We start from the raw sequence: 23,036 nt of genomic DNA, 5'->3' as shown, positions 1-23,036 counted from the left end.
CCTGACCCGCCAGCGGGGCCCGGGGGCCGAGGGCACCCGGGCCCCTCCACGAGGTCCTACCCCTCCTACGCGCTCTTGTCGCGGCGCTCGCGTTCCGGCTTGCGGGGCACGATCGTCGGGAGCACGTTGTCGTTCACCGTCTCCGCGGTCACGACCACCTTCGCGACGTCGTCGCGACTGGGGATGTCGTACATCACCGGCAGGAGGACTTCCTCCATGATCGCCCGCAGGCCACGTGCGCCGGTACCGCGATGGATCGCCTGGTCCGCGATCGCCTCGAGGGCGTCCGCCGAGAACTCCAACTCCACCCCGTCCATGTCGAACAGCCGCGTGTACTGCTTCACGAGAGCGTTCTTCGGCTCGGAGAGGATCGTGACGAGCGAATCCTTGTCGAGGTTGGTCACCGACGCGACGACGGGCAGACGGCCGATGAACTCCGGAATCAGACCGAACTTGATCAGATCCTCCGGCATGACCTCCGCGAAGTGGTCCTGCGTGTCGATCTCGGCCTTGGACCGGACCTCCGCGCCGAAACCGATGCCGCGCTTGCCCACCCGATCCGACACGATCTTCTCGAGACCGGCGAAGGCGCCGGCGACGATGAACAGCACGTTCGTCGTGTCGATCTGGATGAACTCCTGATGCGGATGCTTCCGCCCACCCTGCGGAGGAACACTTGCCTGCGTGCCCTCGAGGATCTTCAGCAGCGCCTGCTGCACACCCTCACCGGAGACGTCGCGGGTGATCGACGGGTTCTCGCTCTTGCGGGCGATCTTGTCGACCTCGTCGATGTAGATGATGCCGGTCTCGGCGCGCTTGACGTCGTAGTCGGCGGCCTGGATCAGCTTCAGCAGGATGTTCTCGACGTCCTCGCCGACGTAGCCGGCCTCGGTGAGCGCGGTGGCGTCCGCGATCGCGAAGGGGACGTTGAGCATCTTCGCGAGCGTCTGCGCCAGGTAGGTCTTGCCACACCCGGTGGGGCCGAGCATCAGAATGTTCGACTTCGCGAGTTCGACCGTCTCCCCGCGGGCGTCGCGGCCCCGGTCGCCGGCCTGGATGCGCTTGTAGTGGTTGTACACCGCGACCGCCAGGGTCCGCTTCGCCGAATCCTGGCCGATCACATAGTTCTCGAGGAACTCGCGGATCTCCGCGGGCTTCGGCAGCTCGTCGAGCTTGACCTCGCTCGACTCCGCCAGCTCTTCCTCGATGATCTCGTTACAGAGATCGATGCATTCGTCGCAAATGTAGACCCCGGGTCCCGCAATGAGCTTCTTGACCTGCTTCTGGCTCTTACCGCAGAAAGAGCACTTGAGCAGATCGCCGCCGTCACCGATGCGTGCCATCTCGTAAGGTCCCTACTTCCTTGTCTACGTGCGAGCATCCTCACCCGGTCCCCCACCGCCGCGGTGCGGCCGATGCGAACCCCGAATCCGGATCGAAGGCCCCTGGTGTGACCGTACCCGCAGTTCGCGAACGAGGTCGACCAATAGAGCGGTGATTCCCCCGCGACACGGGCGCTCGGCGCGAAAATCAGGCCGACGTCGTGCGCGGACTGCCCAGCTTGACGGGGTGGCGTCCCGGTCCGCCGCAACCCGCCCCTCGGGCGTGTCGACGAACCGGGATGCCCCGCATCACTTCTGCGCCGAGAGCTTCCGGTACTGGAGCACGTCGTCGATGATGCCGTACTCCTTCGCCTCCTCGGCGGTGAGGATCTTGTCGCGATCGGTGTCCTTGCGGATCACGTCGGGATCCTTGCCGGTGTGCTTGCCGAGCGTGGTCTCCATGAGACGACGCATGCGCTCGATCTCCGCGGCCTGGATCTCGAGGTCCGACACCTGACCCTGGATGCCGCCGGTGGCCGGCTGGTGGATCAGCACGCGCGCGTTCGGCAGCGCGAGCCGCTTGCCGGGGGTGCCCGCCGCGAGCAGCACCGCCGCGGCCGACGCGGCCTGGCCGAGGCACACCGTGGTGATGTCGGCGCGGACGTACTGCATCGTGTCGTAGATCGCCATCAGCGACGTGAACGAGCCGCCGGGCGAGTTGATGTACATCGTGATGTCACGGTCGGGGTCGAGCGACTCGAGCACCAGCAGCTGGGCCATGACGTCGTTGGCCGACGCGTCGTCCACCTGCACGCCGAGGAAGATGATGCGCTCCTCGAACAGCTTGTTGTACGGGTTCGACTCCTTGACGCCGTAGCTGGAGTGCTCGATGAACGACGGAAGGATGTAGCGCGACTGTGCACCGGACGGGGCCTGGCCACCGAGTGCGTGGGCGGCACGGGGATCGAACAGGTTGGTCATCAGTTCTCCAAGGATGATGGGAGCGGAAGGAAGGGTTCGGGTCGCGGCACTAGTTGCCCGCGCCGCCCGCCTGCCGCGCGCGGGTGACGACGTGGTCGACGAAGCCGTACTCGAGCGCTTCCTTCGCGGTGAACCAACGGTCGCGGTCCGAGTCGGCGGTGATCTGCTCGACGGTCTGACCGGTGTGCTCCGCGATGAGCTCGGCCATCTCACGCTTGGTGTGCGCGAACTGCTCGGCCATGATCGCGATGTCCGACGCCGTGCCACCGATACCGGCGGACGGCTGGTGCATCATGATCCGCGCGTGCGGCAGGGCGTACCGCTTGCCCTTGGTGCCGGCCGACAGCAGGAACTGCCCCATCGAGGCGGCCAGACCCATACCGAAGGTCGCGACGTCGCACTCGGCGAACTGCATGGTGTCGTAGATCGCCATGCCCGCCGTGACCGAACCACCCGGCGAGTTGATGTACAGGTTGATGTCCCGTGTGGGGTCCTCGGCCGACAGCAGCAGGATCTGGGCGCACAGCTTGTTCGCGATGTCGTCGTCCACCTGCGTACCGAGGAAGATGATGCGCTCGCGAAGCAGGCGTTCGTACACCGAGTCGCTGAGATTCAGGCCGGAGGTGGCTGAAGTCATGGCGGGATTCTGGTAAGTCACGGTACCTGCCTTCTGATAAGTCGTTGGTTCCTGACACAGACACTAACGAAGTAGGGCGGCACCGGAGTCCCGGTGCCGCCCTACTTCGCTGAAAGCGGAAAACTAGCTCGCCGTCCGGCGGGCAGAAGGATTACTTCTGCTCTGCCGCCTCATCGTCCTCGGCCTCGTCGGCGGCCGGCTCCGCGGTGCCGAACATCTCGGCGGTGTCGATGGTCTCACCGGCGGTGTCGGTGACCGTCGCGGCGTCGACGACACCCGCGAGAGCCTTGCCACGGCGCACGTCCGCGAAGACTGCACCGAGCTGGTTGGCCTGCTGGATCTGCTGGATGAACTGCTCCGGCGCCATGCCGTAACGCTGCGCCTGGAACAGGATGCGCTCGGTGAGCTCGTCCTGGCCGACCGTGGTGCCGGCGGCGTCGGCGATCGCATCGAGCAGCAGCTGGGTCTTCACCGAGCGCTCGGCGGCCTCCTTGGCGTCCGCGTCGAACTGCTCGCGCGTGGTGCCCTGCGCCTCGAGGAGCTCGTTCAGCTTCTCCTCGCTGTGGTCGAGGCCGTGGATGGCGTCGTGCAGCGCAGCGTCGACCTCGGCCTTGACGACGGCCTCGGGCAGCGGGACCTCGACGGTCTCCAGCAGCGACTCGAGCACCTTGTCGCGGATCTGACCGGCCTGCTCGACCTTGCGGACACGGGCGACGCGCTCACGCAGGTCGGCCTCGAGGTCGGCGAGGGTGTCGAACTCGCTTGCCATCTGGGCGAACTCGTCGTCGGCCTCGGGCAGCTCGCGCTCCTTGACCGAGTTGACGGTGACCGTGATGACGGCCTCCTGACCGGCGAAGTCGCCGGCCACCAGCTTGGAGGTGAAGTCCTTGGACTCGCCCGCCTTGACGCCGATGATGGCCTCGTCCAGGCCCTCGATCAGCTGGCCGGAACCGACCTCGTGGGACAGACCCGAAGCGGTGGCCTCCGGGACGGCCTCGCCGTCGACGGTGGCGGACAGGTCGATCGACACGAAGTCGCCGTCCTGGACCTCACGCTCGACACCCTTGAGGGTTCCGAAGCGCTGACGCAGCGACAGCAGCTGCTCGGCAACCGCCTCCTCGGTGACCTCGATGGGGTCGACGGTGACGGCGACGGTGGAGAAATCGGGGAGAGTGATCTCGGGTCGGACGTCGACCTCGGCGGTGAAGACGAGCTCCTGGCCGTCCTCGAGCTTGGTGATGTCGATCTCCGGCTGGCCGATGACCTTCACGTCCGAGGCCGAGACGGCCTCCGAGTAGCGGGCCGGCAGTGCGTCGTTGACGACCTGCTCCAGCACGGCGCCGCGGCCGACGCGGGCCTCGAGCAGCTTGGCCGGAGCCTTGCCCGGACGGAAGCCGGGGAGACGGATCTGCTGCGCGAGCGCCTTGTAGGCCTTGTCGAAATCAGGCTTGAGCTCCTCGAAGGGCACCTCAACGTTGATACGGACTCGCGTCGGGCTGAGCTGCTCGACGGTGCTCTTCACGGATCTGGCTCCTTCGTAGTGGTGATGCTCTTCGTTGCTCTATGTCGTGCGTCGGCGCCGCGCTCGCGACACTGACGCACACGTGGTCGGGATGACAGGATTTGAACCTGCGACCCTCCGCTCCCAAAGCGGATGCGCTACCAAGCTGCGCCACATCCCGTCCGAAACAGGACCTCACCAACCTTGCGAGGACCCGAGGCAGAATCCTACGGCCCCCCGATTAGGAAATCCAAAGCGAGGTAGGTACAGTTCCATCTCGCACACGGCATCGCTGGCGATCCCACTAATGTCGTATGCACGGGGATGTAGCTCAATGGTAGAGCCTCAGTCTTCCAAACTGATTACGCGGGTTCGATTCCCGTCATCCCCTCCGCGAGGAGGAAACCCCCGCCCGGCGATTACGTCCGGGACGGGGGTTTTGTCGTTTCTCCACCAGCTTCCGCCCCGCCGAGTGACGCTTGTCACACAGGCAAGCCGGTGCCTGTTTCGCGCGAATCGCCACCCCACGCGACCAGGCCATCCTAAGTTGGAACCTGTTACAGATTTCAGGCCAGCGAAGGAGTGCCGGATGCACACCCCCCTCTGCGACGAACTCGGCATCGAGTTCCCGATCTTCGCGTTCACGCATTGCCGCGATGTCGTGGTCGCTGTCAGCAAGGCCGGCGGTTTCGGCGTCCTCGGCGCCGTGGGCTTCACCCCCGAAGAACTCGAGATCGAGCTCAAGTGGATCGACGAACACATCGGCGACCGCCCGTACGGCGTCGACATCGTCATTCCGAACAAGTACGAGGGCATGGACTCGAACCTGTCGGCCGACGAGCTGACGAAGATGCTCCAGTCGATGGTTCCGCAGGCCACCTTGGACTTCGGACGCAAGATCCTCACCGACCACGGCGTGCCCCTCCCCGAGGACGGCAACGACAACGCGTTGCAGCTGCTCGGCTGGACCGAGGCGACCGCGACACCTCAGGTCGAGGTGGCTCTGCAGCACCCCAAGGTGACCCTCATCGCCAACGCACTCGGCACCCCGCCGGCCGACATGATCGACCACATCCACGCGGCCGGACGCAAGGTCGCGGCCCTGTGCGGCTCGCCTTACCAGGCGCGCAAGCATGCCGATGCGGGCGTCGACATCATCATCGCCCAGGGCGGCGAGGGTGGCGGGCACTGCGGCGAGGTGGGCTCGATCGTCCTGTGGCCGCAGGTCGTCAAGGAGGTCGCACCCGTCCCCGTGCTGGCGGCCGGTGGTATCGGCAGTGGCCAGCAGATCGCGGCAGCGCTCGCGCTGGGCGCCCAGGGCGCGTGGTCGGGCTCGCAGTGGCTGATGGTCGAGGAGGCCGAGAACACTCCCGTCCAGCAGGCCGCGTACGCGAATGCGAGCAGCCGCGACACCGTTCGCAGCCGCTCCTTCACCGGCAAGCCGTGCCGGATGCTGCGCAACGACTGGACCGAGGCGTGGGAGCAGGAAGGCAACCCCGAGCCGCTCGGGATGCCGCTGCAGTACATGGTGTCCGGTATGGCCGTCGCCGCCACCCACAAGTACCCGGACGAGACCATCGACGTCGCGTTCAACCCGGTGGGCCAGGTCGTCGGCCAGTTCACCAAGGTCGAGAAGACGTCGGCGGTCATCGAGCGGTGGGTGCAGGAGTACCTGGAGGCGACCGGCACACTCGAGCAGCTGAACGCCGCCGCCGAAGCCTGACGGACGTCTCACCGCGGTCACTCGTCGGGCAGCATCGGGACGCTCACTCCTCGGTCGCGACCGAGGAGTGCGGCGCGCGTCACCGCGACCGACCCGAACTTGGCCCGCACCGCATCGAGCGCAGTATCGAGCCGGACCCCGTCGGTCTCCGTCACCGGAGGCCCGGTGTCCGGCTCGAACGGTAGGGCCAGCTGCTCGGCGCCTTCTCTGTCGAGATTGGTCAACGCAACGCCCACGAGCGTGAGCCCGCGCTCGGCGATGAGCGGATGTGATTCGACGAGCAGTGCCCGCACGGCGGCCAGCACGACCTCCGTCCGGGCCGACGCCTCACCGAGCGTGACCGATCGAGTGGCGCGTTCGAAGTCAGCGAACCGCATCCGGAGCACGACCGTGCGGCACACCCACCCGGCCGCGCGCAGTCTGCGCACGACCCGATCCACCAGCGCCGCGGCCGTGGACTCGACCTCCGCGAAGCTCCGTTGCCGCCGGCTGAGGGCGTGCTGCGCGCCGATGGACCGGCGGCGGCGGCCGGTCTGCACTCGCCGCGGGTCGCGGGCCCACGCCAGGGCGTGCAGGTGCCTGGCCGACCCCGGCCCCACCACCGTCGACAGCTCGCGTTCGGACAGCGCCGCCAGTTCCGCGACGGTCCGGACACCGTAGTCGTGCAGCTTGCGGGAAGTGACCTTTCCCACGCCCCAGAGCCGCTCGACAGGCAGCGGGTGGAGGAACTCGATCTCCCGGTCCGGTGGCACCACCAGCAGCCCGTCGGGCTTGCCGACCGCGCTGGCCACCTTCGCGAGGAACTTGGTGCGGGCCACACCCACAGTGATCGGCAGGCCCACCTGCTCCCGCACGTTGCGCCGCAATCGTTCCGCAATCCGCACGGGACTCCCGGAGATCCGCCGCAAACCGCCGACGTCGAGAAAGGCCTCGTCGATGGAAATCCCCTCGACGAGCGGCGTCGTGCGGCGGAACACCTCGAAGACGGCCCTGCTGGCCTCGGCATACGCGGACATCCGCGGTGGCACGACGATCGCGTCCGGGCACAGGCGCCGGGCCAGCGCTCCACTGGTCGCCGTCCGCACCCCACGCGCCTTCGCCTCGTAGCTGGCGGCGAGGACCACTCCCCCGCCCACGATCACCGGGCGCCCGCGCAGGCGCGGGTCGTCCCGCTGCTCGACGGACGCGTAGAACGCGTCGAGATCGGCATGCAGAATCGTCGCCTCGGCACGCACCGCGGCCTCGGGATCGCACACACCGTCGGACACGAACATATGTTCGCATGCGCCACCGACAAGACGATCGGTGTCCGAGTCGCAGGTCACCCGGTCCCGGTATCCTGGATGTTGTCCGATTTGTCGCCTCCGGAAGGCACCCCGTGGAACTCCTTCTCATCGTCGCCGTACTCGGCGCCGTCGTCTTTCTGGTCATGAAGAGCCAGAACAAGAACAAGGGCCACTCGGCGAACCAACTCGAAGACGCCAAGGCGGACGCACGCCAGGTGATCGAGCGATTGGGTGGCCAGGTCTACAACCTCGTCGGCAGCGACGAGGCCTCCAAGCAGGCGCTCGCCGACGCATCCGAGCGGTACACCGCCGCCGGTTCGCAGATCGAGCAGGCGACCACGCCGGTGCAGGCGCGTCTCGCGAAGCAGACCGCACTCGAGGGTCTGTACTACATCCGCGCGGCACGCACGGCGATGGGCATGGACCCGGGCCCCGAGGTGCCGAGCATCGACGGCCAGAAGTCGGCCGGTTCGGTCACCGAGGATCGCGAGATCGAGTTCGAGGGCCGTCAGGTCGCGGCATCGCCCAACCCGTCGTCACGCACGCCCAACTACTACCCCGGCGGCCGCGTCGCCGGACGCCCGGTGCCGGCCGGCTGGTACTCCGAGCCGTGGTGGAAGCCGGCCCTCGTCGCCGGCGCGTGGGGTATCGGATCGATGTTCCTGTTCTCCGCGATGTTCTCGGGCATGGCCGGTGTCCCCTACGACGCGCAGGCTTTCGAAAGCGGTGCCGGTGAGGGCGGCGACGGTGGAGACGCTGGTGTCGACGGCGGTGACGCCGGAGGTGACACCGGTGACGGCGACTTCGGCGGCGGGGACACCGACTACGGCGCCATGGGCGACGGCGGCGACTTCGGCGGCGGGGACTTCGGCGGCGGCGACTTCGGCGGCGGGGACTTCGGAGGCTTCGACTTCTAGTCGACCTGACAACCGGGGCACCAGAACAGGTTGCGCCCCTTCATGACAGCGTGAGCGATCGGCGTGCCGCAGATGCGGCACGCCGATCCTGCTCTGCGGTAGGTGTAGGTGCGCGGCCGATCCTTCGCGTACGACGGGTCGCCGTGGTCGTCCTCGGGCCGCACGACGTGCATCTTGCCGCGGCGCACCCCGACGTTCATCAGGTCGACGAGGTCGGCCCACATCGCGTCGAATTCGGCGCGGCTGACGTTCTTGCCGGGGCGTTCGGGATGAATGCCGTGCCGGAACAGGATTTCGGCGCGGTAGACGTTGCCGACGCCGGCCAGGACGGCCTGATCCATGAGCAACGCCCCGATCGGCGTCTGCGACTTCGAGATTCGCGCCCACGCTCGGTCCGGGTCGGCGTCCGCACGAAGCGGATCGGGACCGAGGCGGGCCTCGATAGCGGCCACCTGCGGCTCGTGCAGCACCTCGCACGCGGTGGGCCCGCGCAGGTCGGTACCGAATTCGGTGCCCGCCATCCGCATCCGCACCTGTCCCACGGGCGGTTCGAGCGGGAGCGGCGACTCGGTGAACTTTCCGTACAGGCCGAGGTGGACGTGCACCACGAGGCCGTTCTCGTAGTGGTGCCACAGGTGCTTGCCCCACGCGTCGGAACGGACGAGGACGCGACCGTCGATCAGGGCCGCGTCCTCGGCGAAACGACCCTGGGGGCTCGACACCCGCACCGGTGATCCCGCGAAGCGCCGCTGATGCAGCCGCGCGAGACGGTGCAGGGTGTGTCCCTCGGGCAACGTGTCTCCTAGGCCTCGGGGGCCTCGGGCACGGCGGGTGCGACGCCGGTCTTCTCGTACTCGGCGAGGATGTCGATGCGGCGCTGGTGGCGCTCCTCGTCGGACCACTCCGCGGCCAGGAAGGCGTCGACGATCGCGAGGGTCTCCTCGAGCGAGTGCATGCGGCCGCCGATGCCGATGAGCTGCGCGTTGTTGTGCTGACGCGCGAGCTGCGCGGTCTCGACGCTCCACGCGAGCGCGCAGCGGGCGCCGGGCACCTTGTTCGCGGCGATCTGCTCACCGTTGCCGCTGCCGCCGAGGACGAGGCCGAGGCTGCCCGGGTCGGCGACGACGCGGCGAGCCGCCTCGATGCAGAAGGCCGGGTAGTCGTCGACGGCGTCGTAGACGTGCGCACCGCAGTCGATGGCCTCGTGGCCGTTCGCGGTGAGGTGTTCGATGATCTGGTTCTTGCGTTCGAAGCCGGCGTGGTCGGCACCCAGGTATACGCGCATGGCCTCAATTCTGACAGGCCACGCCGTCGCGGCGCCCCGCGGGGACGCCGCGACGGGTGTCGGGTGTGGCCGATGACCTCAGTCGAACTCGGGGTCCTCGGTGCGGGTGCGCTTGAGCTCGAAGAAGTGCGGGTACGACGCCAGCGCGACGGTCCCGTCCCAGACTCGGCCGGCGTCCTCGCCGCGCGGGATTCGGGACAGGACGGGGCCGAAGAAGGCGGTGCCGTTGACGTGGATGGTCGGGGTGCCGACGTCGTCGCCGACCTTGTCCATGCCGGCGTGGTGGCTGCGCCGCAGTTCGGCGTCGTACTCGTCGGTGTCGGCGGCCGCGGCCAGCTCCGCCGGCAGGCCCAGTTCCGCGAGGGCCTCGACCACCACGTTCGTCAGGTCCTGATCGCCGCCGTTGTGGATGCGGGTGCCCATCGCGGTGTACAGCGGCAGCAGGATCTCGTCACCGCGCTGCTGCGCCGCGGCCATGAGGACCCGCACCGGGCCCCACGCCTGGGCCATCCGCTCGCGGTACTCCTCGGGCAGTTCCCGGCCCTCGTTGAGTACGGCGAGGCTCATGACGTGGAAGTTGGCCTCGATGTCGCGCACCCTCGTGACCTCGAGGATCCAGCGCGAGGTGATCCAGCACCACGGGCACAGTGGGTCGAACCAGAAGTCGACGGTATCCGTCGCATCGTCGGTGCCTGGGGTCTGTGCTTGCATGCTCACTCGCATCTCCTTGTCCGGGCGTAGCGACGTCCACGCCACACCTCTCGATTGAAGGGAACCACGTCGGCGCGGGAATGCTTCCCGAGCACGCCGATACCCGGTTAGGGTCGATCGAGGACAGCGAAATGACAGATCCAGTCGCAACACTGGAACGGAGCATTGACGTGACTTCCCTCGACCCATCGCAGCGCACCTTCGTCGTAGTCGGCGGAGGCCTCGCCGGCGCCAAGCTGGCAGAGTCCTTGAGAGCCAGGGATTTCGACGGCGCGATCGTGCTTCTGAGCGCCGAAGACCACCTTCCGTACGAGCGTCCACCGCTCTCCAAGGAGCACGTCGCCGGCAAGAAATCGCTGCCGGACTTCACGGTGCAGAACGGCGACTGGTATCGCGACCACCACGTGGACCTGCGCCTCGGCACCACGGCAGAGGCGATCGATCGCGACAATCGGCGCGTCGTGCTGCCCGACGGATCCACGATCGGTTACGACAAGCTCGCCCTCGCCACCGGGTCCCGCTCGCGGCGACCTCCGATACCGGGCGCCGACGCGGCAGGAGTGCACTATCTGCGGACGATCGAGGAGTCGGACGCGCTGATCGCGGCATTGACCCCGGGGTCGCGTCTGGTCGTAGTCGGCGCGGGATGGATCGGACTCGAGATCGCCGCGGGCGCACGCGGCAAGGACGTCTCGGTGACGATCGTCGAGGCGGCCGACCTGCCGCTGCTGGCTGCGCTCGGCAGCGAGATGGGCGCGGTGTTCGCCGACCTGCACCGCGAACACGGCGTCGACTTCCGGTTCGGTGCGAAGGTCGAGGAGATCACCGTCTCCGACGGCCGCGCGAACGGCGTGCGTCTGGGCGACGGCACGGTCCTGCCGGCCGACGCGGTGCTGGTGGCGGTGGGCGCGCAGCCGAACATCGAGATCGCCGAGGCTGCGGGGCTTTCCGTCGACGACGGGGTGTTGGTGGACGGCACCCTGACCACGAGCGATCCGCACATCGTCGCGGTCGGTGACATCGCGGCGCAGCAACATCCGCTGCTCGGGACTCGGATTCGCGTCGAGCACTGGGCGAATGCCCTCAATCAGCCGGCGACCGCGGCGGCCACGATGCTGGGCCATCCCGTCGAGTTCACGAACCTGCCGTACTTCTTCACCGATCAGTACGACCTGGGCATGGAGTACGTCGGCTGGGCGCCGGAGTATTCGAGGGTGGTCACGCGCGGCGACGTCGCAGCCCGGGAGTTCCTCGCGTTCTGGCTCGACGAGGAGAACCGGGTCCTGGCCGGGATGAACGTCAACATCTGGGACGTCACCGACGACATCAAGGCACTGGTCGCCTTCTCGGGCCCGGTCGACCCGGACCGCCTCGCCGACCCCGCCGTCCCCCTGCCGGACCTGCTCCCCTGACCCGTCGCGTTTTGCGCACTTCTCGCGCCCCCGGGACCCGAGATCTGCGCGACAAGTGCGCAAATCGCGGGAGATGCGGGGTGCGTGATGGGATGTCAGGAAGTGTCCGTCCACCCGTGATGAGGAGTTCTCCGTGGCCCCACCGAATCTGACCCGCACTCAGGCCGCCGAACGGTCGGCGACGGTCTCGGTCGACAACTACCGCATCGACCTCGACCTCACCGACGGCGCCGGACGTCCGGGCGAGAAGACCTTCCGATCGCGGACCACCGTCACGTTCCGGGCGAAGGCGGGCGCCTCGACGTTCATCGACATCATCGCCGCCACAGTGCATTCCGCGACTCTCAACGGCGAGCCGGTCGACGTGTCGGCGTACGACGAGGCCACCGGGATCACGCTCGACGGCCTGGCCGAGGCGAACGAACTGGTCGTCGACGCGGACTGCATGTACACCAACACCGGCGAGGGCCTGCACCGATTCGTCGATCCGACGGACGACGCGGTGTACCTGTACTCGCAGTTCGAGACCGCGGACGCCAAGCGGATGTTCGCGTGCTTCGACCAGCCGGACCTCAAGGCCACCTTCGACATCTCGGTCACCGCGGCCGAGGACTGGGCGGTGATCTCGAACGCCGAAACCGTGCAGACCCTCGCGGCCACGCCGGGCCGGCACGTGTTCCGGACGACGCCGCGGATGAGCACGTACCTGGTGGCCCTCATCGCCGGCCCGTACGCGCAGTGGACCGACGCCTACACCGACGAGCACGGGACCATCCCGCTCGGCATCTACTGCCGCGCCTCGCTCGCGCCGTACATGGACGCCGAGCGGCTGTTCACCGAGACCAAGCAGGGTTTCGGCTTCTACCACCGCAGTTTCGGGATGCCGTACGCGTTCGGCAAGTACGACCAGCTGTTCGTGCCGGAGTTCAACGCGGGCGCGATGGAGAACGCGGGCGCGGTGACGTTCCTCGAGGACTACGTGTTCCGGTCCAAGGTGACGCGCTACTCGTACGAGCGGCGCGCCGAGACGGTGCTCCACGAGATGGCGCACATGTGGTTCGGCGACCTCGTCACCATGCGGTGGTGGGACGACCTGTGGCTCAACGAGTCGTTTGCAACGTTCGCGTCGGTGCTCTGCCAGAGTGAGGCCACCGAGTACACCAACGCCTGGACCACGTTCGCGAACGTCGAGAAGTCGTGGGCGTACCGACAGGACCAGTTGCCGTCGACGCACCCGATCGCCGCCGACATCCCGGATCTGGCCGCGGTCGAGGTGAACTTCGACGGCATCACGTACGCCAAGGGGGCGAGCGTGCTCAAGCAACTCGTCGCGTACGTGGGCCAGGAGCCGTTCATGGCGGGTCTGCGTGACTACTTCGCCGAGCACGCGTTCGGCAACGCGACGTTCGACGACCTGCTGCGGGCGCTGGAGAAGGCGTCCGGCCGCGACCTGTCGGATTGGGGCGCGCAGTGGCTCAAGACCACCGGCCTGAACATCCTGCGTCCGGACTTCCAGATCGAGCCCGACGGCACGTTCCGCAACTTCGCGGTGCTCCAGGAAGGCGCCCGTCCCGGCGCCGGCGAGACCCGGGTGCACCGCCTCGCGGTCGGCATCTACGACGACGACCCGGCCACCGGCAAGCTGGTCCGGACCCACCGCGTCGAACTGGACGTCGAGGGCGACAGCACCGACGTTCCCGAACTGGTGGGCGTGCCGCGCGGCAAGCTGATCCTCGTCAACGACGACGACCTGACGTACTGCTCGCTCCGCCTGGACCGGGACTCGCTCGACACCCTCGTCGGCCGGATCGGCGACATCGCCGAGCCGCTCCCCCGCACCCTCGCGTGGTCGGCGGCTTGGGAGATGACCCGACAGGCCGAGATGCGAGCCCGCGACTTCGTCAGTCTCGTGCAGCGCGGCATCGGTGCCGAGACCGAGGTGGGCGTCGTCCAGCGGCTGCTGTTGCAGGCGCAGACGGCGCTCGCGGCGTACGCCGAGCCCGGCTGGGCGGATGCGTTCGGCTGGCCGGCGTTCGCCGACCGCCTCCTCGAACTGGCCCGCGAGGCCGAGGGCGGCTCGGATCACCAGTTGGCGTTCGTGAACGCGCTGACCGGCTCCCAGCTGTCCGCGTGGCACACCGAGATCCTGCAGGAACTGCTCGACACGACCGATCCGGCCACCGTCGGGCTGGCCGGGCTCGTCGTGGACACGGACCTGCGCTGGCGGCTGGTGCACGCGCTCGCGGCGGCCGGGGAGATCGACGCCGACGGCACGGCGAGCCCGGTGATCGACGCCGAGGCCCAGCGCGATCCCACTGCCGCCGGCGCCCGCCAGGCCGCGGCTGCCGCCGCGTCCCGACCACAGGCGGCGGTCAAGGAACGGGCGTGGACGACGGTGTTCGACGACGACACCGTCCCCAACATCACCGCGCGGGCGATCATCGGCGGCATCGTCGCCCCGGGGCAGTCGCAACTGCTCGAGCCGTACGTCGCGCGCTACTTCGCGGAGATTCCGTCGGTGTGGGAGCGCCGGTCGAGCGAGGTGGCGCAGACCGTCGTCGTCGGGCTGTATCCCTCGTGGTCGATCAGCGAGCAGTCGGTGGCCGCGGCGGACGCGTTCCTCGAGGGCGATCATCCGCCGGCGCTGCGCCGTCTGGTGGTCGAGGGCCGGGCCGGCGTCGTGCGCTCGCTGAAGGCTCGGGCCTTCGACGCCACCTGACCGCCGAAACGACGGTGACCCGGTGCCGTGCGGCACCGGGTCACCGGGGTGGAGCGTGAGTGCTCGGGCTTACTTGGGGGCGATCGCAGCGCTCATCACGCGCAGGGCCGAGACGAGGCCGTCGACGAGGTCGCCCTCGCCGAACGACGCCAGCGCGGCGGTGACGCCGAGCTGAGCGACCCGGTCGGTGACCCGGTGCTGGACGGCGCGGCCGCCGCGGACCTCGATCGCGCGCTGGTTGGGCGAGACGGCGATGAGGACCGAACGCTCGGCTTCCGGCGTGTGCGGGAAGATCGCGTCGGCGCCGAGCGCCGTGTTCTCGCCGAGGTCGCCGACGTAGACGTTGAACCGCACCTTGGTGGAGCGGGTCGCGTCGGTGAGCGCATCGTCGAGGCGCACGAGCTGGTCGGTCGTGAACGGCAGCAGGTCGTCGAACGGCTCGCCGATGCGGTGCACGCCGGAGAGGCGACCGCTGGTCGTCACCACGGTGCCGACCGGCAGATCTGCCGGGGCGACCGAAGTCTGGATAACGTCACCACTTGCCACTTGCCGAACCTCCGATCGCGTCTGCGCCCACGGCGTGCGCGGCGTGGTGACCGTGCGTGGTCACCTCGTCGACGGCGCTCCACAGGACCGGCTGGTGGGTCCAGCGCTCGCCGAGGCGGTACTCGGTCGGCACGAAGCCGGGCGACTTCTTGGTCATGAAGGACAGTCCCGCGACGATCGCGATCACCAGGACGGGTATCCCTACGAATATCAGCACTGTCTCGAGAATGCTCACGAGGCAAACCGTAGCCGAGTCCTGCCGAAATGGAAGCGTCGGGGCCGAAACCGCCTTCTTCTCAGGCCGCGCCCTCGCCGAGATACGGCAGCCAGGTCGGATGCAGTTCGGTGGTGCTCGACAACAGCCTCCAGTGCGGGCCCGACGGCGGCACCAGCGCGGTCCGGAGCGTCCACCCCAGCTCGGTTAGCAGTTTGTCTGCTTTGCGGTGATTGCACGGCGCGCAGCAAGCGACGCAGTTCTCCCACGAATGGCCGCCGCCCCGACTGCGCGGCACGACGTGATCGATCGTCTCGGCCTTGTTGCCGCAGTAGCCACAGCGGAAGCGGTCGCGGTGCATCAGCGCCGCCCGGGTCATCGGGACGCGCGAGCGATAGGGCACGCGAACATAGTTGCGGAGGCGGATGACCGACGGCACCTGCAGGGAACAGCCTTCGGAGTGGATCACGGGCCCGAGCGGATCCTCGTGGACGGCATCGGCCTTGTCGCAGACCATCAGCACGACGGCACGGCGGGCCGGCAGGGCGGTCAGGGGTTCGAACGTCGCGTTGAGCAGCAGTACCCGACGCTTGTTCCAGCCGGGCTGCGGGCCCCGACCCGGCAGAGCGAGCCCGGATGCTCCGGGCTCGGGAATGACGTGCAGCGGAAAAGCCCCCGATGTGTGGTTACCCCGCACATCAGTGGGCACGAGTTGTCGATGCGCTCGCGCGCTCTGTCGGTGTGCCATGCGACCTCCGCGAAGACTGACCCAAGTTGACCACGGATGATGCGGTCCCGCACACCCATTTCCGGGAAAAAGTTGCTGCACGATCGGTGAACCCGGGGTGCCGGACACCGCGGGCCGGCCGTGCCCGGGTGACTTCGCCGCGAGAACGGGCACAATGGGACACGCCATGACTGAAACGAACCCCACGACCCCCACGACGGAGCAGACGTTCTACGACGCGGTGGGCGGAGCCGAGACGTTCCGCAAGCTCACCGCGCGCTTCTACGAGGAGGTGGCCAAGGACGAGATCGTCCGGCCGCTGTACCCCGAGGAGGATCTCGGCCCCGCGGAGCGACGTATGCGCATGTTCCTCGAGCAGTACTGGGGCGGTCCGCGCACGTACTCGGAGGAGCGTGGCCACCCACGCCTGCGGATGCGCCACAACCCGTTCAAGATCGGCCCGATCGAGCGGGACGCCTGGCTGCGCTGCATGCACATCGCGATCGCGTCCATCGACGAGCAGACTCTCGACGAAGCCCATCGGCGGGCCCTCGTCGACTACATGGAGATGGCGGCGGCCTCCATGGTGAACTCGCCGATCTAGCGGCCCACGACCGAGGCAACCACACAGGCCGAGACACGGGCGCAGACACAGCCTCATACCGCGATCCGCACGCCCCCGATGCGGCACTATGAAGTGCTGTGACCACCCGTGACGATCAGCCCATCACCGGCACGGCGCCCGACTCGCGTCCGTGGTGGTCGGACGCCGTCTTCTACCAGGTGTATCCGAGATCGTTCTCCGATTCGAACGGCGACGGCGTCGGTGATCTCAGCGGAGTCGTCGACCGGCTGGGCTACCTCGAACTGCTCGGCATCGACGCCATCTGGCTCAGCCCGGTGATGCGGTCCCCCATGGCCGACCACGGCTACGACGTCTCCGACCCGCGGGACATCGACCCGCTGTTCGGCGACCTGGCGACGATGGACACACTGATCGCCGAGGCGCACGCGCGCGGAATCCGAGTCACGATGGATCTGGTCCCGAACCACACCAGCGATCAGCACCCGTGGTTCCGTGAGGCCCTCGCCGCCGGACCCGGCAGCAGCGCCCGGGAGCGCTACATCTTCCGTGACGGGCGCGGTCCCGGCGGCAGCGAGCCGCCCAACAACTGGCCCAGCGTGTTCGGCGGCCCGGCGTGGACGCGCATCACCGAATCCGACGGTTCCCCCGGCCAGTGGTACCTGCACATCTTCGCCGCCGAGCAACCGGATCTGAACTGGGACCACCCCGAGGTGTTCGACGACCTCGAGAAGACGCTGCGATTCTGGCTGCACCGCGGCATCGACGGCTTCCGGATCGACGTCGCGCACGGCATGGCCAAGCCCGAGGGTCTGCCCGACCACGACTGGGACGCCAACGCGCTGCTCCGCAACGAGGACGACGATCCCCGGTTCGACAATCCGGAGGTGCACGAGATCCACCGGGGCATCCGCGCGGTGATGAACGAGTACCCGCACGCGATGGCAGTCGGCGAGATCTGGGTCCGCGACAACGAGCGGTTCGGCGAGTACATCCGCCCCGACGAACTCCATCTCGGCTTCAACTTCCGCCTCGCCGAGACGCCGTTCGACGCCGACTCGGTGCGCGCCGCGATCGAGAACTCGCTCGACGCGGTCGCCCGGGTCGGCGGCACGGCCACGTGGACGTTGTCGAACCACGACGTCGAACGAGAGGTCACCCGGTACGGCAACGGGTCTCGCGGGACGACCCGTGCCCGCGCGATGGCGCTGGTAGAACTCGCGCTGCCGGGGGCGGCGTTCATCTACAACGGTGCCGAACTGGGACTGCCGAACGTCGATCTGCCCGACGCGGCGCTGCAGGATCCGGTGTGGGAACGATCGGGCCACACCGAACGCGGCCGGGACGGATGCCGCGTGCCGATGCCGTGGGAGGGGACGTCGCCGCCCTTCGGCTTCTCGACCGCGCCGGACACGTGGCTGCCGATTCCGGCGGAGTGGGCGGACCTGACCGTCGAGGCACAGCTCGAGGACGTCACGTCGACACTGTCGCTGTATCGCGCAGCGCTCGAGCTGCGCGCGACGCTCCCCCAATGCTCGGGCAGCGAAATCGATTGGTACGGAAGCCCTCCGGGATGCTTCGCGTACCGCCGCCGCGGCGGTCTCGTCTGCGTCCTCAATGCCACCGACGGACCGATCCAGCTGCCACCAGGCACCGTCGTGTTGTCGAGTCTGCCGCTCGTGGACGGCCTGCTCCCCGCCGACTCGGCGGCCTGGTTGGTCTGATTCGCCGTCCTCCCGCCCAGCGGGAGGGACGATTTCGCCACCCTTCACGCGCTTCCTAGGGTCGTGGACGCGACGCGACCGGACACAGGCGCCTCGGGTCGCTCCCCCAACGCACCCCGAGGAGCTCCGCGATGGCCGCGACCGAACCGAACCCGACCGAGAAACCTGGGCAGTCCCACTGGGACCACGAGGTGGATCTGCTCGTCGTCGGCAGTGGCGCAGGGGGTTTCACGGCCGCCCTCGCCGGCGCCGCGGAGGGTCTGGACACTCTGCTGATCGAGAAGTCCGACGTCTACGGCGGTGCCACCGCGCTGTCCGGCGGCGGGGTGTGGGTTCCGAACAATCCTCTGCTGATCCGTGAGGGGCTGGGCGATTCCCGCGCCGACGTCCGCCGTTACCTCGACGCGGTGCTCGGCGACCGGGTGCCGTCGGCGAATGTCGACGCATTCATCGACGAGGGCCCGAAAACCCTCGAGTTCCTGGAGACGTCGAGCCCGCACATGCGTTTCCAGTGGTGCACCGGATACTCCGACTACCACCCCGAGCAGCCGGGCGGCCGTCCCGCGGGCCGGACGATCGAGCCGCTCCCCGTGGATCTCAGGAAGCTCGGCGCGGACGAGCACCTGCTGCGCCCCGCCGCCCTCGCGACGCCGCCGGGCCTGTTCATCACATCCAAGGACTTCGTGCAGCTCAACATGGTGATGCGCACGTGGAGGGCCAAACTCACCGCGCTCCGAACCGGGTTCAACGCCGTGAAGTCGATCCTGCTGCGCCGACACATGGACACCCTGGGCCGCGCTCTCATCGCGCGACTGCGGCTGGCGCTGAAGGACGCCGGGGTGCCGCTGTGGCTCGAGACGCCGATGCAGACGCTCGTCACCGACGAGACCGGTGCCGTGATCGGTCTGGTCGCCGAGCGGGGCGGTCGCGCGGTGCGGATCCGCGCTCGTCGTGGCGTCGTCCTGGCCACGGGCGGATTCGAGTTCAACCAGGACATGCGCAAGACGTACCTGCCCGAGGGCGGTCGGGACAACTTCAGCGCCGCATCGAAGGACAACACCGGAGACGGCATCGTGGCGGGCCGGAGTGTCGGCGCCGCAGTCGATCTCATGGACGACGCGTGGTGGATGCCGTCGTTCCAACGGCCCGACGGCATCGTGCAGGTGATGGTCGCCGAGCGTTCCGTACCGCGGTCGGTCATCGTGGACCAGCACGGCAGACGATTCACCAACGAGGCGGCGCCGTACGTCACGTTCGTGCACGACCAGTTGGCCGGCGGCCACGAGCCCACCTGGTTCGTGTTCGACGAACGCGCCAAGAAGCGTTACCCGATCGGCGGCATCATGCCGGGGCAGAAGTTCCCCACATCGTGGATCGACGGCGGATTGGTCGTCGTCGCCGACACGGTCGAGGAACTCGCCCACCAGATCGACGTTCCGGTTGCTGGACTCACCGAAACCCTCTCCCGTTTCAACGGATTCGCCCGAAACGGGAAGGACGAGGACTTCCACCGCGGCGAGAGCGCGTACGACAACTACTACGGCGATCCGAGCCTGCCGCACCCCACCCTCGACGTGATCGACACCGCTCCGTACTACGCGCTGCGGATGCGCGCCGGCGACCTGGGCACCAAGGGCGGACTGGTGTACAACGAGAACGGTCAGGTCCTGCGCGCGGACGGCTCCGTGATCGACGGCCTGTACGCCACCGGTAACACGTCGGCGTCGGTCATGGGCAACGACTACGCGGGAGCGGGCGCCACCATCGGACCCGCGATGGTGTTCGGCTACATCGGTGCCCGCCACGCCGCCCGCAGCAAGTGACAAAGCCAAACGCTGGAAGGTGAGCCATATGAGTGAATCGGCAATGCTGTCCGACAAGGTCGTTCTCGTCACGGGCGGCGCCCGTGGCCTCGGCGCCGCATTCGCGCGCCGAATCGTCGAGGGCGGAGGCAAGGTGGTGATCGCGGACGTCCTCGACGACGACGGCCGCACCACCGCCGCCGAGCTGGGCGACGCCGCCCGCTACGTCAACCTGGACGTCACGGACGCCGACGCGTGGCGGTCCGCCGTCGAGTTCACGGTCGCCGAGTTCGGGTCGCTGACCGGCCTGGTGAACAACGCGGGAGTATCGACCGGCCAGTACATCGAGCACGAGCCGCTCGAGCACTTCCGGCAGGTCCTCGACATCAACCTCGTCGGGGTGTTCAACGGCATCCAGGCCGTCATCGCCCCCATGCGGTCCGCGGGCGGCGGGTCGATCGTGAACATCTCGTCCGCTGCCGGCCTGATGGGGCTCGCGCTCACCGCCGGCTACGGGGCGTCGAAGTGGGGCGTGCGAGGCCTGTCGAAGATCGCCGCCGTCGAACTCGGCACCGACCGGATCCGCGTCAACTCGGTTCACCCGGGCATGACGTACACGCCGATGACCGCGGGCGTCGGCATCCAGCAAGGGGAAGGCAACTACCCCAACACCCCGATGGGACGGGTCGGCGAGGCAGACGAGATCGCCGGCGCGGTGACCTACCTGCTGTCGGACGCGGCGTCGTACGTCACCGGCGCCGAGATCGCCGTCGACGGCGGCTGGACTGCCGGTCCGACCGTGAAATACGTGATGGGACAGTAGGAAAAGATGGCCACTGCGCACCTGTTCGCGGCCGGCGCGGTGGCGCTCGCAGGGCTGGGCGGACTGCTGCCCGGCGCCGGATCCCTCGGTGCCGGGTCGGTGGACGCCGGTTCCCTCGCGGGTGCCACTCCCCCGCCGCGCGTCGACTATGTCAACGCGATCACGTTGCCCGCCGGCCTCGAGTTCGGCGGCTCCCGCGTGGGCGGGCTGTCGGGCATCGACTTCGACGAGGCGTCGGGCGAGTTCGTCGCGATCAGCGACAATCGCGGCGAGCAGGGTCCGGTCCGCCTGTACACCCTGGACCTCCCGCTCGAGGACGGCCGCCTCGCCACCGCCCGGTTCGACGAGGTGGTGCACCTGCGGGACGTCGACGGTGCGCCGTACGCGCCGCGCACCGCCGACACCGAGTCCGTGCGGTGGTTGCCCGATCGCGGCGGCTACATCTACACCAGCGAAGGCGAGTCGAGAACCGGCCGGCCCGGCTTCGTCCGGGAAACGTCCTCCGACGGCATCTTCCTGAGGGACGTGCCGCTGCCGGAGCATTTCGCACCACGTCTCGACCTGGACGGTGCGCTCGTGTCGGGGATCCGCGACAACCTCGGTTTCGAGGCGATGACCCTGTCGCACGACGGTTCCCGCGTCGTGGCGGTGTCCGAGAACGCGCTGGTCCAGGACGGTCCGGCCGCGTCGCTCGACGGCCCGTCGCCGTCTCGGCTGGTGGTTCTCGATCGCGCGACGGGGGCCGACCTCGGCGAGTACGTGTACCCGGTGGACGCGGTCCCGCCCGGCGGCATGGCGCAGGCCACCGGAGTCGCCGAGATCCTCGCGGCCGGCGACGACGCCTACCTGACCCTCGAGCGCACGCTGATCCCGGGCCGGGGCTTCACCGGGAAGATCTACCGCACGACCATCGACGGCGCCGACGACGTGCAGGACGTGCCCGCTCTCACCGGCGCCGAGCGCGTGATGCGCAAGGAGCTCGTGTTCGACTTCGCCACCGTCGCCGAAGATTCCGATTGCATCGAGGGCATCACGTGGGGACCCCGCCTGCCCGACGGCTCCCGTTCGCTGGTCGTGGTCGCCGACGACGACTTCGGCCTCGCCGGACGCACCACGTTCCATCTGCTGTCGGTCTCGCGCTGACCGCGCGGGGGGGTGCGGCGACCGCGTCGTCGATCGCCGCACCCCGCGTGTGCACATTGTGCACACCCTGCGGCATAGGGTGAGCCCGTGGCCGACACCGATCCGAACCCGCAGACCACCCCCGCGCCCACTCGCGCGGCCGGGACGCAGACGCTCGCCCGCGGCCTGCACGCGCTCGAACTCGTTGCGAACTCCGCGAGTGGACTGACCATCCAGGATGTCGCGGATCGACTGGGTGTGCACCGCAGCATCGCGACCCGACTGCTGGCCACCATCGCCGACCGGCGCCTCATCAGCCGCGGACCGGACGGCCGCTACCGCGCGGCGGGCGGTCTGGCCGCGCTCGGCCGCGAGGTCTACTCCGGCCTGCGCGAGGTCGCGACGCCGCTCATGCAGAATCTCGCCGACCGCCTCGGCGCAAGCGTCGCATTGTTCGTGGCGGAGGCCGACGACGCCGTCGCCGTGGTGGTCACCGAGCCCGCGAACTCGACGGTCCGGGTCTCGTTCCGCCAGGGCGGCCGCCACCCTCTCGATCGCGGTGCCGCAGGGTACGCCCTGCTCTCCGCACTCCCCCCGCGCCCCGGAGAGGATCCCCGGGTGACCGAGGGACGCCGGACCGGCTACGTCATCAGCTTCGGCGAGGTCGAACCCGGCTACTGGGGCCTGGGCGCCCCCCTCGCCCAGGTCGAGAACGAACCGGCGGCCTGCCTCACCATCATCAGCGCATCGAAGGAACTCATCGAAGGATCCGTGGACGCAACCCTCGAGGCCGTGGCGCAGTTGCGCCGGTACACCACCTGACCTGACGGCCCGATTTCCGGACGAGAGACCCGCACCGACCCGTTCGGTGCGGGTTTCGTGCGTTCTGCAGGGTGACAGCCACGTGGGCTTGCGAGGGGCGGCGTGTCCGTGTTCACATAGTGCGTATCGATGTGCAACTAACGGTCACCAAGACGCGCTATTCGCACACTCGAACCCCG

Annotated in this window: 21 protein-coding genes and 2 tRNA genes; 11 read left to right on the top strand and 12 right to left on the bottom strand. The window is 68.6% G+C overall.

Annotation, left to right across the window (positions count from 1 at the left end; translation table 11 throughout):
- Positions 1–65 precede the first annotated feature (65 nt).
- From clpX to PSS76_RS09550, 5 genes are all read right to left on the bottom strand, one after another.
- Positions 66–1,343 carry an ATP-dependent Clp protease ATP-binding subunit ClpX gene (gene clpX, locus PSS76_RS09570; protein WP_005512233.1) on the bottom strand — a complete coding sequence of 426 codons (1,278 nt, stop codon included), beginning with the start codon at positions 1,341–1,343 and terminating at the stop codon, positions 66–68.
- Between the two features lie 288 nt (positions 1,344–1,631).
- A complete protein-coding gene (locus PSS76_RS09565) occupies positions 1,632–2,303 on the bottom strand; it encodes an ATP-dependent Clp protease proteolytic subunit (protein WP_005512232.1) in 672 nt (223 codons plus the stop codon).
- Positions 2,304–2,352: 49 nt separating this feature from the next.
- Positions 2,353–2,961 (bottom strand): ATP-dependent Clp protease proteolytic subunit, encoded by a 609-nt coding sequence (locus PSS76_RS09560; protein WP_013416512.1) that lies wholly within the window; start codon positions 2,959–2,961, stop codon positions 2,353–2,355.
- A 130-nt stretch (positions 2,962–3,091) separates the two neighbouring features.
- On the bottom strand, positions 3,092–4,462 hold the full coding sequence (gene tig / locus PSS76_RS09555) for a trigger factor (RefSeq protein WP_064078590.1): 1,371 nt from the start codon (positions 4,460–4,462) through the stop codon (positions 3,092–3,094).
- An 83-nt stretch (positions 4,463–4,545) separates the two neighbouring features.
- Positions 4,546–4,622, bottom strand: a tRNA-Pro gene (locus tag PSS76_RS09550).
- Between the two features lie 139 nt (positions 4,623–4,761).
- Here PSS76_RS09550 and PSS76_RS09545 point away from each other — a divergent pair.
- Positions 4,762–4,832: transfer RNA gene (locus PSS76_RS09545), tRNA-Gly, on the top strand.
- A gap of 198 nt (positions 4,833–5,030) precedes the next feature.
- Positions 5,031–6,164 (top strand): nitronate monooxygenase, encoded by a 1,134-nt coding sequence (locus tag PSS76_RS09540; protein ID WP_005512228.1) that lies wholly within the window; start codon positions 5,031–5,033, stop codon positions 6,162–6,164.
- 17 nt (positions 6,165–6,181) lie between these two features.
- Here PSS76_RS09540 and dinB read toward each other — a convergent pair whose 3' ends face one another.
- Complete coding sequence (gene dinB, locus PSS76_RS09535) at positions 6,182–7,438, bottom strand: DNA polymerase IV (protein WP_013416513.1); 1,257 nt, start codon at positions 7,436–7,438, stop codon at positions 6,182–6,184.
- A 104-nt stretch (positions 7,439–7,542) separates the two neighbouring features.
- Here dinB and PSS76_RS09530 point away from each other — a divergent pair, with 104 nt between their 5' ends.
- Positions 7,543–8,367, top strand: a complete 825-nt coding sequence (locus PSS76_RS09530; RefSeq protein WP_337456135.1) for a DUF1542 domain-containing protein — start codon at positions 7,543–7,545, stop codon at positions 8,365–8,367.
- Here PSS76_RS09530 and PSS76_RS09525 read toward each other — a convergent pair.
- From PSS76_RS09525 to PSS76_RS09515, 3 genes are all read right to left on the bottom strand, one after another.
- Positions 8,364–9,161, bottom strand: coding sequence for an Fpg/Nei family DNA glycosylase (locus tag PSS76_RS09525; RefSeq protein WP_013416515.1), 798 nt, complete (start codon positions 9,159–9,161; stop codon positions 8,364–8,366). The genes PSS76_RS09530 and PSS76_RS09525 overlap by 4 nt on opposite strands.
- A gap of 8 nt (positions 9,162–9,169) precedes the next feature.
- Positions 9,170–9,652: a ribose-5-phosphate isomerase gene (locus PSS76_RS09520; protein WP_005512220.1), complete on the bottom strand. Its 483-nt coding sequence runs from the start codon at positions 9,650–9,652 to the stop codon at positions 9,170–9,172.
- A 78-nt stretch (positions 9,653–9,730) separates the two neighbouring features.
- On the bottom strand, positions 9,731–10,363 hold the full coding sequence (locus PSS76_RS09515; protein WP_013416516.1) for a mycothiol-dependent nitroreductase Rv2466c family protein: 633 nt from the start codon (positions 10,361–10,363) through the stop codon (positions 9,731–9,733).
- A gap of 131 nt (positions 10,364–10,494) precedes the next feature.
- Between PSS76_RS09515 and PSS76_RS09510 the strand changes: the two genes are divergently transcribed.
- Together PSS76_RS09510 and pepN are read left to right on the top strand one after the other, a co-directional pair.
- Positions 10,495–11,775, top strand: coding sequence for an NAD(P)/FAD-dependent oxidoreductase (locus tag PSS76_RS09510; protein WP_049799545.1), 1,281 nt, complete (start codon positions 10,495–10,497; stop codon positions 11,773–11,775).
- Positions 11,776–11,908: 133 nt separating this feature from the next.
- On the top strand, positions 11,909–14,494 hold the full coding sequence (pepN, locus tag PSS76_RS09505) for an aminopeptidase N (RefSeq protein WP_337456134.1): 2,586 nt from the start codon (positions 11,909–11,911) through the stop codon (positions 14,492–14,494).
- Between the two features lie 69 nt (positions 14,495–14,563).
- Here the strand turns inward: pepN and PSS76_RS09500 are convergent, their stop codons facing one another.
- From PSS76_RS09500 to PSS76_RS09490, 3 genes are all read right to left on the bottom strand, one after another.
- Entirely contained in the window at positions 14,564–15,040 is a 477-nt protein-coding gene (locus PSS76_RS09500; RefSeq protein ID WP_005512216.1) for a DUF5130 domain-containing protein, read from the bottom strand.
- On the bottom strand, positions 15,027–15,275 hold the full coding sequence (gene ctaJ / locus PSS76_RS09495; protein WP_005512215.1) for an aa3-type cytochrome oxidase subunit CtaJ: 249 nt from the start codon (positions 15,273–15,275) through the stop codon (positions 15,027–15,029). Before ctaJ ends, PSS76_RS09500 begins: the two co-directional genes overlap by 14 nt.
- Positions 15,276–15,336: 61 nt before the next feature.
- A complete protein-coding gene (locus PSS76_RS09490; RefSeq protein WP_005512214.1) occupies positions 15,337–16,002 on the bottom strand; it encodes an HNH endonuclease in 666 nt (221 codons plus the stop codon).
- Positions 16,003–16,168: 166 nt separating this feature from the next.
- On the opposite strand from PSS76_RS09490, the gene PSS76_RS09485 reads away from it, so the two are divergent.
- From PSS76_RS09485 to PSS76_RS09460, 6 genes are all read left to right on the top strand, one after another.
- A complete protein-coding gene (locus tag PSS76_RS09485; protein ID WP_041674311.1) occupies positions 16,169–16,585 on the top strand; it encodes a globin in 417 nt (138 codons plus the stop codon).
- Positions 16,586–16,683: 98 nt separating this feature from the next.
- On the top strand, positions 16,684–18,288 hold the full coding sequence (locus PSS76_RS09480) for a glycoside hydrolase family 13 protein (RefSeq protein WP_013416522.1): 1,605 nt from the start codon (positions 16,684–16,686) through the stop codon (positions 18,286–18,288).
- A 131-nt stretch (positions 18,289–18,419) separates the two neighbouring features.
- A complete protein-coding gene (locus PSS76_RS09475) occupies positions 18,420–20,111 on the top strand; it encodes an FAD-binding protein (RefSeq protein WP_064078592.1) in 1,692 nt (563 codons plus the stop codon).
- Positions 20,112–20,139: 28 nt separating this feature from the next.
- Positions 20,140–20,913, top strand: coding sequence for a glucose 1-dehydrogenase (locus PSS76_RS09470; RefSeq protein WP_084923037.1), 774 nt, complete (start codon positions 20,140–20,142; stop codon positions 20,911–20,913).
- A gap of 6 nt (positions 20,914–20,919) precedes the next feature.
- Positions 20,920–22,056: an esterase-like activity of phytase family protein gene (locus PSS76_RS09465; protein ID WP_337456133.1), complete on the top strand. Its 1,137-nt coding sequence runs from the start codon at positions 20,920–20,922 to the stop codon at positions 22,054–22,056.
- An 87-nt stretch (positions 22,057–22,143) separates the two neighbouring features.
- On the top strand, positions 22,144–22,857 hold the full coding sequence (locus PSS76_RS09460) for an IclR family transcriptional regulator (protein WP_013416525.1): 714 nt from the start codon (positions 22,144–22,146) through the stop codon (positions 22,855–22,857).
- Positions 22,858–23,036: the final 179 nt, after the last annotated feature.

Source organism: Prescottella sp. D32 (assembly GCF_037287305.1).
Classification (GTDB): Bacteria; Actinomycetota; Actinomycetes; order Mycobacteriales; family Mycobacteriaceae; genus Prescottella; species Prescottella equi.
This window is presented reverse-complemented; position numbering and strand designations above follow the sequence as displayed.

Excerpts from the sequence above, each read along its gene's own strand:
- clpX (WP_005512233.1), bottom strand. The coding sequence starts at position 1,343 with ATGGCACGCATCGGTGACGGCGGCGATCTGCTCAAGTGCTCTTTCTGC.
- PSS76_RS09485 (WP_041674311.1), top strand. The coding sequence starts at position 16,169 with ATGACTGAAACGAACCCCACGACCCCCACGACGGAGCAGACGTTCTAC.
- PSS76_RS09515 (WP_013416516.1), bottom strand. The coding sequence starts at position 10,363 with ATGCAAGCACAGACCCCAGGCACCGACGATGCGACGGATACCGTCGAC.
- PSS76_RS09565 (WP_005512232.1), bottom strand. The coding sequence starts at position 2,303 with ATGACCAACCTGTTCGATCCCCGTGCCGCCCACGCACTCGGTGGCCAG.
- PSS76_RS09465 (WP_337456133.1), top strand. The coding sequence starts at position 20,920 with ATGGCCACTGCGCACCTGTTCGCGGCCGGCGCGGTGGCGCTCGCAGGG.
- PSS76_RS09475 (WP_064078592.1), top strand. The coding sequence starts at position 18,420 with ATGGCCGCGACCGAACCGAACCCGACCGAGAAACCTGGGCAGTCCCAC.
- PSS76_RS09470 (WP_084923037.1), top strand. The coding sequence starts at position 20,140 with ATGAGTGAATCGGCAATGCTGTCCGACAAGGTCGTTCTCGTCACGGGC.
- PSS76_RS09490 (WP_005512214.1), bottom strand. The coding sequence starts at position 16,002 with ATGGCACACCGACAGAGCGCGCGAGCGCATCGACAACTCGTGCCCACT.
- dinB (WP_013416513.1), bottom strand. The coding sequence starts at position 7,438 with ATGTTCGTGTCCGACGGTGTGTGCGATCCCGAGGCCGCGGTGCGTGCC.
- PSS76_RS09540 (WP_005512228.1), top strand. The coding sequence starts at position 5,031 with ATGCACACCCCCCTCTGCGACGAACTCGGCATCGAGTTCCCGATCTTC.
- PSS76_RS09510 (WP_049799545.1), top strand. The coding sequence starts at position 10,495 with ATGACAGATCCAGTCGCAACACTGGAACGGAGCATTGACGTGACTTCC.
- PSS76_RS09520 (WP_005512220.1), bottom strand. The coding sequence starts at position 9,652 with ATGCGCGTATACCTGGGTGCCGACCACGCCGGCTTCGAACGCAAGAAC.